Source organism: Qipengyuania sp. YIM B01966 (assembly GCF_016461955.1).
In the GTDB taxonomy this organism is placed as follows: Bacteria; Pseudomonadota; Alphaproteobacteria; order Sphingomonadales; family Sphingomonadaceae; genus QFOP01.
In genome coordinates, this window is record NZ_JADMNM010000008.1 from 1 (window position 1) to 12,160 (window position 12,160).

A 12,160-nucleotide genomic window follows, 5' to 3' on the forward strand; every position below is an offset into this window, starting at 1 on the left:
CGCCAAATGTTCTGACGACGGACATTGGAGCGACTCAGATCAATATCTGCTCGCCTGTCCAAACCTAAAATTCCTAATGTGGTTTCCTATATTTGCTGACAAATTGGCGATCTCGGAGATTGAACTTGGCTTGTGCTCGCGGTGCTGCCTCACCGAACACCAACACTCAGCGGCGTCTGTTCGCTGCATCAGGCGGATATTGTCAAAATCCGGACTGCCTTCGGGAGCTTTTTATCGACGCGGACGGCCAAGCCGTGAACGTCGCAGAAATGGCCCATGTATTCGCAGCAAATGACGATGGGCCCCGCGCCAATCCGGAACTTTCCAAGGAAGAAAGGGGAGCCTTCGAGAACCTGATCCTGCTTTGCGCGATCTGCCATACCATGATCGACAAGGCGCCGGACGCCTTTCCCGACACGCGCATCCTCGAATGGAAACGCGAGCACGCCAAAAAGCTGGCGGCGGTATTCGGTGTTACGAAGTTCCCCGATCGTGCCGCTGCGCGGGAAGCGATCGCCCCGCTGCTAGCCAAGAACCATGCGATCTTCAGTCAATATGGTCCTCACATTGAGGCTGCACGCGATCCGGAAAGCGGCGCGGCCGAAACGTGGCGCCGCAAGATGCTCACCGGGATCCTGCCCAACAACAATCGCGTGCTGGCTCAGCTCGACGCGAACCGGCATTTGCTCTCCGAAGAGGAACTTAAAACCGTCGAGGCATTCCGCCAGCACGTCGACGACCTCGAAGCCGTCCACATCGGTGGTGCGAACGAAGATGCAAGCTGCTTCCCAGCGGGCATGCAGACAATTTTGGAGAAATGATCGTGGCCGGCAGCGTTACAGATTGGGTCGAAGCCCACGTCGATGATCAATCGGGCTACAAAGTAGTGGGGCGGACCGCAGAGGATTTCCTGATAATCGATGATGGCAAGGGCAATACCGGCACCGTTGCTGTAATCGGCGCCAAGCCGATGGTCGAAGCGGGTGACGTTGCCCCCGTACTAGCGATGGCGACCAAGCCGGATTTCATCATCAATGTGCCATCGAGCTCTATCTGGACCGGTGATGCTATCGCTCTGGCGCAAGGCGTGCCGGCGGGCTTCGGAACGTTCGGGGAACTCGGGAAGGCAGTACGACAAGGCGACCTGACCGGCTACCGAAACAAGGAGTTCGCCTTCTTCGAGGACGCGATCGGCCAGCACTCTAATGTTAGGCAAGTCTCGCGGCTGTACGAGTCTGTATTCGTCGCCCACCGCAAAAGGGGCGGCGACCTAACTATCGCTCTCATAGATGCGTATAACCTCAGTGCGGAAGACCTCCGCAACGCACGCAAGATGGTCGGCGCCTTCGACATCGCGTTGAAAATGTCGAGCTACGGCAAGGTGACCGATGCAGCACGAAACGCAGCAGACTCGATGGGGGCTGAGGCCATGATGTTCGGTGACCTCATGCGACGCCTCGCTAAGTGACCCGCGCCCAAAATGTAGATGCACTCGTAGTTTTGGCCGGGCAGCTCGGAGCGGTCGCAGCAGGGACGGAATGGTACCTGTTCGGCTCAATGGATCGGGAGGAGGAGTTTTGCTCCGATGTTGACCTTCTGATTTTGTGTGGAACTGCGGCGCAGGCAGACGCCTTGCGTGCAGCGATCGATCCTGATCAACTTGGCCGCCCCATCGATCTATCCTTGATGACATTTGAGGAGGAGCGCGAGATCAGCGCCGTCAAGCTTCAGGCCGCACGGAAAATTTACCCCTAAGCGAACTAGCGGACTCTATCGGGCTTTCGGGCGGGGGGGATTTGTCCAGTACGATTGCACTCGGCTCGCAAAACCAACCTAGCGCTCGTTCGTGAAGCGGATCGCAGTTGCTTAGCATACGTCCGCTTTAAGGTTCGCTCGGAGCTAGACCGAACGACGATATTTGGGGCGCGAAGCTGCCTCTGCATCACTTTACGATGAGGCGAGCCGCTTCGCGTCGCCGAAGCTCATCAAGATAATCGCTCCACCATTGCGCCATCTTTACGCGTTCATCCCAGTAGTTCCCGCGATTGTAGACGCCCCGAATAGCGTTGCTGTCGCCGTGGGCCAGAGCACGTTCGATTGCGTCTGGGTGCCAAAGCCCGCTCTCGTTGAGCATGGTCGAGGCCGTTGAGCGCAGGCCATGCGCTGTCACTTCATCCTTGGTGAACCCCATACGCCGGAATGCCGCGTTGATTGTATTCTCGCTCATGGGACGTTGACGCGTATGGAACGCCGGGAAGATGTAGCCCTTGCTCCCGGTAATTGGTTTGAGCTCTCGCAACAGGTCCAACACTTGGCGTGATAGCGGCACCACATGGGCCCGCCGCGCCTTCATCTTGCCTTCCGGTATTGTCCAGGTGGCCTTGTCCCAATCGATCTCGTTCCACTCGCCGTGGCGAAGCTCACCGGGTCGCACAAAGACATGGGGTGCGATCTTCAGCGCGAACTTCGTCGCCGGGTAACATTCGAAATCATCGATAGCACGGAGCAGCCCGCCCAACTTCTCTGGTTCGAGGATCGCCGCGTAGTGCCGTGCTTTGGGCGTGACCAGTGCACCCTGCAGGATCGAAGTCGGATCGGTTTGGCACTGGCCAAGCGCAGCTCCATACCGGAACACCCGGCTTGCGAAGGAGCGGCACTTCTTCGCTGTCTCGAGATTACCTTTGGCTTCGAGTTTCTTGAGCGCCGCCAGCATCAACTGCGGATCGACATCGTTGATTGGCATATTGCCGATCGCTGGCTTGAGCAGTTCAAGGAACCAGCGCGCCTTGCGCAGCGTGGCCTCTGCCCTGCCTTCGGGCACCATCTTCTCGTCGATGTACTTATTGGCGATGACCTCGAAGGTGTTCTCCGCACCTAGCTTGATCCTGGCCTTCTTGCGCTTACGCTCCAGCATTGGATCGATGCCATCGGAAACCTTGAGCCGTGCTCGGTCGCGAAGCTGGCGCGCTTGCGACAAGCTGATCTCAGGGAACGCGCCGATGGGCAGCTTCTTCTCCTTACCGCCAAAGCGGTACTTGAAATACCAGAGCTTGGAGCCGTTCGGCTTCACCAAAAGCAGCAGCCCCCGCGAGTCGTATTTCTTGTATGACTTGTCGGCAGCCCGGAAGCCTTTGATTTCCTGCACATTGAGGCTCATTTGGGGGCCTCACTTTCGTGCGATTTGGGGGCTTTTGAGCTGGAGCCCCCAGCCGAGGCCCCCAGAGACGTTGGAACAAAGCGGAACAAAACAAGACCTCGCTTTCTGCGCTAGAGGTCAAGAATGGCAGAATTCCGCCGTTTCTGCAATGTTTTGGAACGTTCTGATGAGAACAAATGGTGCCCAGAAGAGGACTCGAACCTCCACGCCCTTGCGAGCGCCGCCACCTGAAGACGGTGCGTCTACCAATTCCGCCATCTGGGCACACAGCGGCTCGGCAAAGGCGCCGGGAACCGCGGGTAGGGGCGCGCAACTAGGAAGTCTGGGCCAGCCTGTCAACGCCCATTGCACCGCGTCCGGAAGGTTGCCCTGAGGCAGGGGATGAGGCAATGGCTGGTCGTGGTTCAACGGCTTCGGCCTCAAGGCTAAAGAGTTTGGCGAAGATGGCGCGCAACAATCCTCTCGACGGCAAACTGGTGGTGCTGTTCGGCGGCGGCGGGTTCGTCGGGACCCACGTGGCGCAGGCACTGCTCGCGCGCGGGGCGCGCTTGCGGATCGCGGGGCGCAGTGCTGGCGACGCCTGGTCGCTGAAGCCGCTCGCCAATCTCGGGCAGATGCAATTTGCCCCCTGCGATGTTCGCCATCGGGGCAGTGTTGCAGCCGCACTCGCCGGGGCCGATGCCGCTGTCAATCTGGTCGGCAGCTTCCACGGTGACCTGATGGCGCTGATGGGCGCCGGTGCGGGGAATATCGCTGAGGCCGCCGCCGCAGCGGGCGTGGAAAGCCTTGTGCAGGTGAGCGCCATCGGCGCCGATGCCGGCTCTCCTTCGCGCTATGCCCAGGCCAAGGCGGCCGGCGAGGCGGCGGTTCAATCCGCGTTTCCGAGCGCGACGATCATCCGCCCTTCGGTGCTGTTCGGGCAGCAGGCCGGGCTCATCCCGCTGATCGCGGGCATGGTGCGGACCTGGCCGATCGTTCCGGTGTTCGCCCCGCATGCGCCGCTCCGCGCGCTGTTCGTCGGCGATGCCGCCGGCGCGATCGTCCATGCGCTGGCCGATCCGTTGGCGCATGGCGGAAAGATCTACGAAATCGCCGGGCCCGAGGATCTGACGATGCTTGGCCTGCACGATGAGGTCGCCCGCCTGCAAGGGCGCAAGAGGCTGTTTCCGCAAGTGCCCGATGCACTGTCGGCGCTCATGACCAAACTCCCGCTCGTACCGCTGTCCAGCGACCAGTGGGAAATGCTCAAGGCGGGTAATGTACCCAGCGGCCAATATCCGGGGATCGAGGCGCTGGGCGTCGAGCCGAAACCAATCGGCCTGTTCCTCGACCGCTGGATGACCCGCTATCGCCGCCACGGCCGTTTCAGCGACCATCTGCGGACCGCTTGAGGCAAGCTAGGCTTCGTCTCCGCCATCTTCGAGCCGGCGACGCGCCGCATCGCCGGGATCGACGGGCGCCTGGAGCACCAGCGGCTCAACCCGCAGCACCGCGCCTGCATGGCCGGTAATCCGCACCCGCGCCCCGGCGGCGAGCGGTGGGCCATCGGCCAGCCATTCGCCATCACCCACCCTCACGCGGCCGGTTCCGCCCTCCTCGATGGCCTGAACGACGGTGGCGGTTTGGCCGGTCAACCGTGCGCCGCGATTGTTCATATGGGGGTCGCTGCTGGCGATAGGCTGTTCAATATAGAAGCGATTCGCGGCATATGCGGTGATCAACGACAGCACGGTGAAGCTGACAATCTGGATCGGTAGCGAGGGATCCAGGGCAAAGGTGATCGCGCCGGTCAGGAATGCGGCCACCGCCAGCCAGATCAGATAGACGCCGGGCACCAGCAGTTCGAGCGCGGCCAGAGCCAGTCCGATGGTCAGCCAGATCCAGTGCGCGTCGATGGATGCGAGATCGTCCATCGGCAGGCTCAACCCTGCCCGCCGCTGCGCGGGACACTGGGACGCGGCGCGCCGCTGGTAGACCGTGACGGCACCTGCACATCGCCCGGACCCGGCTCGGGCAGGCGCGGTGCGGCCGAGGTCGCGCCGTCCTGCGGCCCGACAACTTCGCGCAGCAGCTCGCCCACCCCGCCAAGCGAGCCGATCAACTGCGTCGCTTCGACCGGGAACAGAATGGTCTTGGCATTGGGGCTGGTGGCGAATTTGCCGACCGCCTTGGTATATTCCTGCGCGATGAAGTAGTTGATCGCCTGACTGCCCGACGTGGCGATCGCGTCGGATACGACCTGCGTGGCGCGGGCTTCAGCCTCGGCGGCGCGTTCGCGAGCTTCGGCGTCGCGGAAGGCGGCTTCCTTCTTGCCTTCGGCCGATAGGATCGCACTCTGCTTCTCGCCCTCGGCGCGCAGGATGCGGCTCGCGCGTTCGCCCTCGGCCTCGAGGATTTCGGCACGCTTCAGCCGTTCGGCTTTCATCTGGCGGGCCATCGCCTCGGAAATGTCCAGCGGCGGGCGGATGTCCTTGATCTCGACGCGGGTGATCTTGACACCCCAGGGCGAGGTTGCGTGATCGACCACCCCGAGCAGCCGGGCATTGATCTCGTCGCGCTTGGACAGCGTCTCGTCGAGGTCCATGCTGCCCATCACCGTGCGCAGATTGGTCGTCGTGATGGCCATGATCGCGGCGTAGAGATTGTGCACCTCGTACGCGGCCTTGCCGGCGTCGAGCACCTGGAAAAACACCACTGCATCGACGCCGACCATGGCGTTGTCCTTGGTGATGATTTCCTGCCCAGGAATGTCGAGCACCTGCTCCATCATGTTGATCTTGTGCCCGACCCGGTCAACGAAGGGGGTGATCAGATGGAGGCCCGGATCGGCGGCCTTGGTGAACCGGCCGAACCGTTCGATCGTATAGACAAACCCTTGCTTCACGACCCGCACCGCCATCAGCAGGAACAGGACCAGCAGCAGCAACAATCCGATCAGGAAGAAATCCATCGCTTCACTCTCCACCAGGAAGCCGCATGATAGAAGGCTGCCGAAAGCGGGCAAGGAAAACCGGACCGCCGCGCGCCGCCGACCGACGAGCGGCTATAAGCCGGCGTAGAGCGCCAGCTTGCGGGCAAAGGCGCGGTCGGCCTCGGCGGCGTGATAGGACGGGCTGTCGGGTACGGTCCAGCCATGGTCGGCGGCATAAACCTCGACCTCCGCTTCTCGCCCTGCGGCGGCGGCGGCAGCCTCCAGCGCCGGGCGCACAGCGGGGTCGCGGGCATGGTCGTCCTGCCCGATGGCAAACAGATAGTGCGCCCGCGCCGCGCCCAACAGCGCGTGCGGGCTGTCGGCGCCTTCGCGCACCAGACCGCCGCCGTGGAAGCTTGCCACAGCGCCGACGCGGGACGGCACGGCGGCCGCGCTCCACACGGCGAGCGGGCCGCCCATGCAATATCCCTCGACCCCCACCCCCCGACGCAGATCGACGCTTGGTTGCCGATCCAGCCACGCAATCGCGGCCTCGGCATCTCTGCTCACCGCCGGACGGGTGAGCTTGTCCCGCCACGGGCCGACCAGAAGGAAGCCGTCGCGCTCGCGGAAATCCGCGAAGCTGGCGAATTGCGGCGCCGGCTGGTCACGGTAGAAGGGGTTGAGCACCAGCACCGCATAGCCGGCAGCCGCCATGCGCCGCGCCATCGCGCCAAACGCGTCGCGCAGCGACGCGATGTCGGGCCAGACGAGGATTGCCGGATGCCGACCCCGTCCCGGCCGGACGAACAGCGCATCCATCATTCCTGACGGGGTGGCGATCCGCTCGCGGCTTTCAGCAAGGCCAGCGTCGGTCAGCAGCAGGCTCGCGCAGCCCGCCAGCGCGAGGCTCGCGGCGGTGCCCGCGCTGGCTGCGGCGAACTGGCGCCGGGTCAGTCTGGCCTGGCGGTGATGGACGTCCTCTTCGCACATGAGCCAGGTCTCTTTCTGTTCGTCCGCCGTAGCCTAGGCGCAGCCGGCAGGTTGGCAAGTGGCGCTGGGGGCGACCGCTTGATAGGTTGCGGGCAACAACGCAAAAAACGAATCGATGCGGCAATGTCCGCTCGGCGGTGCAAGGAGAGCACGAATGACCAAGCCCTATGCCAATCTCATCGGTGGCGAGATGATCTCGACCACAGCGACGATGGACGTCGTCAACCCGGCAACCGAGGAGGTGATCGGCACCGTCCCCGCTTGCGGCAAGGACGAGCTTGACCGGGCGGTGGCTGCGGCGCGCACCGCGTTCAGGAGCTGGTCGAAAACGCCGATCGAACAGCGCCGGGCGGTGATCCAGGCGATCTCGGCAACGATCAAGGAAAATGCCGACGAGCTGCACCGCCTGCTCACCGCCGAACAGGGCAAGCCGCATCAACAGGCCATTGGCGAGATTATCGGCGCTTCGATGATGGCGGGCGCGCAATCGACGCTCGAGCTCGATGACGAGGTGAACGAGGACAGCGACGCGCGCATCAGCCGAACCCGGCGGGTGCCAGTGGGCGTGGTCGGCGGGATCGTGCCGTGGAACTTCCCGGTGATGATGGCGGTGCAGAAGATCGTGCCCGCGCTGCTGTCGGGCTGCACCATCGTGCTCAAGCCCTCCCCCTTCACGCCGCTGACCACGCTGCGGCTGGCCGAGTTGATCAAGGATGTCGTGCCCGCTGGCACCGTCAACATCATTACCGGCGAGGACAGTCTGGGGCCGCTCATCACCAGCCACCCCGGTATCGACAAGATCACCTTCACCGGCTCGACCGCGACGGGCAAGAAGATCATGGAAGGCGCGAGCCGCGATCTGAAACGCATCACGCTCGAACTGGGCGGCAACGACGCCTCGATCGTGCTCCCCGATGCCGATGTCGAAAAGGTCGCCGAGCAACTGTTCTGGTCGAGCTTCACCAATGCCGGGCAGATCTGTGTCGCCGCCAAGCGGGTCTATATCCACGAGGATATCTATGACGAACTGAGCAAGGCGATTGCCGATTATGCCCGCACCGTGAAGGTCGGCGACGGGGCGCAACAGGGCACCGGCGTGGGGCCAGTGCAGAACCGCAAGCAATTCGAACGGGTCTGCGAACTGATCCAGGATGCCAAGGACCAGGGTTACCAGTTCCTGCTGGGCGGCGATGTCGATCCCAGCGGAACAGGCTATTTTGTGCCGATCACGATCCTGGACAATCCGCCCGAGGATGCCCGCATCGTCGCCGAAGAGCAGTTCGGACCGGTCATGCCGCTGATGAAGTTTTCTACCGATGAGGAAGTGATCGAGCGCGCGAACGCATCGGATTATGGCCTTGCCGGTGCGGTCTGGACCAAGGACACCGACCGCGGCGTGCGGATTGCCGAGCAGCTCGAAACCGGCACGGTGTGGATCAACGAATACATGCACCTCTCACCATTCGTCCCGTTTGGCGGGCACAAGCAGTCGGGCTTTGGTGCCGAATATGGCAAGGAAGGGCTGCTCGAATTCACCTATCCGCAGGTAATCACGGTGCGCAAGAACGCGGCGGTCTGATACCATAAGCAAGGGGCGGCATCTCGCGATGCCGCCCCCCAAATTCCCCCTGGTGCGACCCTGGGAGAGATGGCCGATTAGAGCTCGTTGCCGCGATTGCCCAGCTGTTCGCCGGTCTGCTGCTGCGCTTCACCCTTGCGCTCCTGCGCTAGGCCCGACTGGTGCAAGCTTTCGCTGCCGACAGCCGAACCGACCGCCTGCTTGACTTTCCCGATGGCTTCATTGGCCATCCCGGAAGCCTTGTAGCTGGTTTCGCCCGGGCCGTTGCCGATATCTGTCCGACGATAGGAGCGATAGCGGGTCGACGTAGTGTCGGTGTCCCGATCGTAATACCGCGAGCCCGCAACGGTCCCTGCAGCGGCGCTGGCGGGAGCGTTCCAGCCCGAACTGCGCCATTCGGAGGCCTTGGTATCGATATCTTCAGCGTTCGACTGCTCGATGATATCGCGGGCCTGCTGGGCCATCTGATCGTCGACGGTGACAGTGAGGACCGCGCCGCCGCGATGCACACCTTCTTCATAGGCGTGCCGATCTTCGTCGGGGATGAGATAATCATCGCTGCTGTGGTCGGCGCTCGCCCAGAAACCGCGATCTTCAGCACTGGAATAATGTCCGGCACGATAATTGGTGGAGCCGCTGTGATAGAGGCCGCCGCTGCTGTGGGTATCAGCGTTGTCCTTGACGATGCCGAGTTCACGCAGACGGTTCTGCACGCGTTCGGCCTCTTCGCGGCTGTCATAATAAGCGGTGATTACTTGCGACATGGCAATTTCCTTTCCCGTAGAAGAGACCCGGCCGGGGCGCGTGGTTAGGGGGAGGCCCCGGCCGAGTTGGTGTACTGAATTTAGCGTGCGGTAACCCGCATCTCGACCTTGCGGTTACCAGCCGTAGCGGTGGCACCCGTTTCACCCACCGCAGCGGTGGTGATCTGGTTGGCAGCGGCGCCCGCCTTGACGATCGCGTCGCGAACCGCATTGGCCCGATCCGCCGACAGCTTCTGATTGGCGGCGGCATCGCCCGACGGATCAGCCGTACCAGTGAGCGCAACGCGGGCATTCGGATAGCGCTTCAGCACAGCGGCAACGTCGGCGATCTCGCTGTTGCTGTCAGCCGAAAGTGCGGACGAACCCGAAGCAAAGGTCACCTTGTCGAACGTATAGGCGCGGCCGATGGGATCCTGCGAGGCAAGATACCGGTCGAGTTCTGCACCGCTATAGGCGGCGGTGGTCGCCACCGTGCCAGCGGCAGTGCCGTTGGTCATCGCAGCGGCAGGCGTCGTTTCGGTCGCAGTCGGCGCGAGCGTTTCTTCGGCTACCGGTTCGACAACGCGGTCTTCGTCATTATCGCGCGTCAGCAGCCACAGGAGACCCAGCAGCAACAGCGCGCCGAGCACCCAGGGCAACCAGCCCATGCCGCCACGGTCGCGATCTGGCGCGTCCTTGATCGTGGAATGACCGTGTACGTCGCGGTCGTTGTTATGCGGATCGACCATGCTGTTCTCCTCACCAAAGCATTGCAGAAGGTTGCGAAAACCGCAGACCCCGATTGCTAATGGGTGAACAAGACAATGGTTCCGGAGCTAAAGAAAGGAAATCTCGCCAGTTTTCGGTTGCGCACTGCAACCTGTCACCGTTGGGTGAGCGCGGCCTCGCATTCGGCCAGCAGGCGATCAACGATGACCGCGGCCCGCTCTTCTTCGGTCACCATGCCGACCGACTGGCCAGCCATCAGCGATCCGTTCTCGATATCGCCGTCGATAACCGCCCGCCGCAGCGCTCCGGCCCAGTAATGTTCGATCTGCAACTGCGCTTCGATCATCTCGACATTGCCGGAATCAAGCAATTCGGCGACCTCGCGCTGTTTGGCGGTAAACGCCTCGGTGCCCTTGTTACGCAGCGCGCGCACGGGGATCACCGGCAGGCGCGGATCGACCTGCACGCTGACCACCGCGTCGCGTGCATTGGCGCGGAAGAACGCCTGCTTGAACGCCGGATGGGCGATGCTCTCGCTGGCGCAGGCGAAGCGGGTGCCGAGTTGGACGCCGACCGCGCCCATTTCGAGATAGCCGGCAATCGCCTCGCCCCGGCCGATGCCGCCGGCAACGAACACCAGATGGTCGGTGGCGAGCGCGGGCAGGAACTCCTGCGCCAATACGCTGGTCGAAACAGGGCCGATATGACCGCCCGCCTCCATCCCCTCGATCACCAGCGCGTCACCGCCCGAACGCAGCAGCTTCTTCGCCAGCGCCAGCGTGGGCGCAAAGACGATCACCTTGGCGCCGCCCGCCTTTATCGCTTCGACACTGCCCTTGGGCGGAATGCCGCCCGCCAGCACCACATGGCTGACCCGGTGGCGGGTGCAGACCGCGATCAGCTGCGGCAATTGCGGGTGCATGGTGATGAGGTTGACGCCAAAGGGCTTCGCGGTCAGCGCCGCGGTCGCAGCGATTTCGGCATCGAGCAGCTCGGGCGTCATCGCGCCGCAAGCGATCACACCGAACCCGCCGGCATTCGAGATCGCGCTGACCAGATGGCGCTCGCTCACCCAGCTCATCGCGCCGCACATGATCGCATATTCGCTGCCGAGGAATGCGGCGCCGCGCTCCATCAACGCGGCGGTCTTTGGATAGGCTGTCATCCGCGCCGCTGTAAGCAAGCCCGCCGCGGCGAACAAGGCGCACGACCGGCAAAGTATAACAGACGCGTTCCAAAACGTGACAAATCCCGAACGGAATAAGATTGGCTGTTCCTTGGTGGGAAGATTGCGATATGTTGACTTCACCGACGTTCAGGCGGGGCAGGCGGCATACCGGCGCGGTCCCATGAGAAAGAAGGGGGAAAGCAATGGGATCTTGGATCAAATCCGGCGTTTTTGCCGCAGCGGCGCTGATGGCTGGCTGGGCCGGCACAGCGCAGGCCGAAACGTACCGCGTTAACGCCAATTCAACCGACACGATCAGCCTCAACATCTGCAATCCGCAGGTTCAGGTGACGGTCGATGGCGACAATGACACCGACCTCGATTTCTGGGTCTATGATTCAAACGGCAACCTGGTGCACCAGGATACCGACACGACCGATATCACCTTCTTCACGGTGTCGGGCGGCGGAGGCTGCCGCAACTATTCGCTGCGGGTGCAGAACCTGGGCAGCGTGTACAACCAGTACACCGTGACGATGGTCAACCAGGGTGGCGGCAATGCGGTCAGCCAGGGCAATTCGGGCGACGGCCGCAACCGGCAGATGACCATCCGCAACTATACCGGCGAAACGATCATGATCCTGCGCTGGTCCAACTCGGGCGCCGGCAGCTGGGGCCCCGATCGCCTCGGCAGCTCGCAGACCATCGCCGCCGGCTCGCAGGTCACGATGAATGTCGATGACGGCTCGGGCGCATGCAATTTCGATTTCCGCGCCGAAACCTCGAGCAGCCGGAACATCGAACGGCGCGGCATCAATGTCTGCAGCGAAAGCTATGTGACGTTCAACTGATTGCCACGCGCAGTCACTAAAACGCGCGG

General features: G+C 62.7%; 13 protein-coding genes and 1 tRNA gene. 6 read left to right on the forward strand and 8 right to left on the reverse strand.

The annotated features are described in order from the left end of the window. Positions 1-254 precede the first annotated feature (254 nt). From ILT46_RS09535 to ILT46_RS09545, 3 genes are read left to right on the forward strand one after another with little or no spacing between them, the layout of a single operon-like run. Entirely contained in the window at positions 255-821 is a 567-nt protein-coding gene (locus ILT46_RS09535; protein WP_199504421.1) for a hypothetical protein, read from the forward strand. Further along, positions 818-1,468, forward strand: coding sequence for a hypothetical protein (locus ILT46_RS09540; protein ID WP_199504422.1), 651 nt, complete (start codon positions 818-820; stop codon positions 1,466-1,468). The genes ILT46_RS09535 and ILT46_RS09540 overlap by 4 nt, the downstream gene beginning before the upstream one ends. Next, a complete protein-coding gene (locus ILT46_RS09545; RefSeq protein ID WP_054945953.1) occupies positions 1,465-1,755 on the forward strand; it encodes a hypothetical protein in 291 nt (96 codons plus the stop codon). Before ILT46_RS09540 ends, ILT46_RS09545 begins: the two co-directional genes overlap by 4 nt. A gap of 187 nt (positions 1,756-1,942) precedes the next feature. Here the strand turns inward: ILT46_RS09545 and ILT46_RS09550 are convergent, their stop codons facing one another. Together ILT46_RS09550 and ILT46_RS09555 are read right to left on the reverse strand one after the other, a co-directional pair. Continuing rightward, entirely contained in the window at positions 1,943-3,157 is a 1,215-nt protein-coding gene (locus ILT46_RS09550) for a tyrosine-type recombinase/integrase (protein ID WP_199504423.1), read from the reverse strand. Between the two features lie 177 nt (positions 3,158-3,334). After that, positions 3,335-3,421 (reverse strand) — tRNA-Leu (locus tag ILT46_RS09555). 179 nt (positions 3,422-3,600) lie between these two features. Between ILT46_RS09555 and ILT46_RS09560 the strand changes: the two genes are divergently transcribed. Then, positions 3,601-4,548: an NAD(P)H-binding protein gene (locus ILT46_RS09560; protein WP_199504424.1), complete on the forward strand. Its 948-nt coding sequence runs from the start codon at positions 3,601-3,603 to the stop codon at positions 4,546-4,548. A gap of 6 nt (positions 4,549-4,554) precedes the next feature. Here ILT46_RS09560 and ILT46_RS09565 read toward each other — a convergent pair whose 3' ends face one another. From ILT46_RS09565 to ILT46_RS09575, 3 genes are all read right to left on the reverse strand, one after another. Continuing rightward, complete coding sequence (locus ILT46_RS09565; RefSeq protein ID WP_199504508.1) at positions 4,555-5,070, reverse strand: NfeD family protein; 516 nt, start codon at positions 5,068-5,070, stop codon at positions 4,555-4,557. 8 nt (positions 5,071-5,078) lie between these two features. Next, positions 5,079-6,107, reverse strand: coding sequence for an SPFH domain-containing protein (locus ILT46_RS09570; protein ID WP_199504509.1), 1,029 nt, complete (start codon positions 6,105-6,107; stop codon positions 5,079-5,081). Between the two features lie 93 nt (positions 6,108-6,200). Then, positions 6,201-7,061 (reverse strand): dienelactone hydrolase family protein, encoded by an 861-nt coding sequence (locus tag ILT46_RS09575; RefSeq protein WP_199504425.1) that lies wholly within the window; start codon positions 7,059-7,061, stop codon positions 6,201-6,203. Between the two features lie 154 nt (positions 7,062-7,215). Here ILT46_RS09575 and ILT46_RS09580 point away from each other — a divergent pair, with 154 nt between their 5' ends. After that, entirely contained in the window at positions 7,216-8,640 is a 1,425-nt protein-coding gene (locus tag ILT46_RS09580; RefSeq protein WP_199504426.1) for an aldehyde dehydrogenase family protein, read from the forward strand. A 77-nt stretch (positions 8,641-8,717) separates the two neighbouring features. Here the strand turns inward: ILT46_RS09580 and ILT46_RS12170 are convergent, their stop codons facing one another. The 3 genes from ILT46_RS12170 to ILT46_RS09595 form a co-directional block, all read right to left on the reverse strand. Further along, complete coding sequence (locus ILT46_RS12170) at positions 8,718-9,404, reverse strand: CsbD family protein (protein ID WP_233397167.1); 687 nt, start codon at positions 9,402-9,404, stop codon at positions 8,718-8,720. Positions 9,405-9,484: 80 nt separating this feature from the next. After that, positions 9,485-10,132 (reverse strand): OmpA family protein, encoded by a 648-nt coding sequence (locus tag ILT46_RS09590; RefSeq protein WP_199504427.1) that lies wholly within the window; start codon positions 10,130-10,132, stop codon positions 9,485-9,487. A 134-nt stretch (positions 10,133-10,266) separates the two neighbouring features. Then, entirely contained in the window at positions 10,267-11,277 is a 1,011-nt protein-coding gene (locus ILT46_RS09595; RefSeq protein ID WP_199504428.1) for an NAD(P)H-dependent flavin oxidoreductase, read from the reverse strand. Positions 11,278-11,483: 206 nt separating this feature from the next. Here ILT46_RS09595 and ILT46_RS09600 point away from each other — a divergent pair, with 206 nt between their 5' ends. Then, positions 11,484-12,131: a hypothetical protein gene (locus ILT46_RS09600; protein WP_199504429.1), complete on the forward strand. Its 648-nt coding sequence runs from the start codon at positions 11,484-11,486 to the stop codon at positions 12,129-12,131. The last annotated feature ends 29 nt before the right edge of the window (positions 12,132-12,160 follow it).

Excerpts from the sequence above, each read along its gene's own strand:
- ILT46_RS09540 (WP_199504422.1), top strand. The coding sequence starts at position 818 with ATGATCGTGGCCGGCAGCGTTACAGATTGGGTCGAAGCCCACGTCGAT.
- ILT46_RS09550 (WP_199504423.1), bottom strand. The coding sequence starts at position 3,157 with ATGAGCCTCAATGTGCAGGAAATCAAAGGCTTCCGGGCTGCCGACAAG.
- ILT46_RS09560 (WP_199504424.1), top strand. The coding sequence starts at position 3,601 with ATGGCGCGCAACAATCCTCTCGACGGCAAACTGGTGGTGCTGTTCGGC.
- ILT46_RS09565 (WP_199504508.1), bottom strand. The coding sequence starts at position 5,070 with ATGGACGATCTCGCATCCATCGACGCGCACTGGATCTGGCTGACCATC.
- ILT46_RS09570 (WP_199504509.1), bottom strand. The coding sequence starts at position 6,107 with ATGGATTTCTTCCTGATCGGATTGTTGCTGCTGCTGGTCCTGTTCCTG.
- ILT46_RS09575 (WP_199504425.1), bottom strand. The coding sequence starts at position 7,061 with ATGTGCGAAGAGGACGTCCATCACCGCCAGGCCAGACTGACCCGGCGC.
- ILT46_RS09580 (WP_199504426.1), top strand. The coding sequence starts at position 7,216 with ATGACCAAGCCCTATGCCAATCTCATCGGTGGCGAGATGATCTCGACC.
- ILT46_RS12170 (WP_233397167.1), bottom strand. The coding sequence starts at position 9,404 with ATGTCGCAAGTAATCACCGCTTATTATGACAGCCGCGAAGAGGCCGAA.
- ILT46_RS09590 (WP_199504427.1), bottom strand. The coding sequence starts at position 10,132 with ATGGTCGATCCGCATAACAACGACCGCGACGTACACGGTCATTCCACG.
- ILT46_RS09595 (WP_199504428.1), bottom strand. The coding sequence starts at position 11,277 with ATGACAGCCTATCCAAAGACCGCCGCGTTGATGGAGCGCGGCGCCGCA.
- ILT46_RS09600 (WP_199504429.1), top strand. The coding sequence starts at position 11,484 with ATGGGATCTTGGATCAAATCCGGCGTTTTTGCCGCAGCGGCGCTGATG.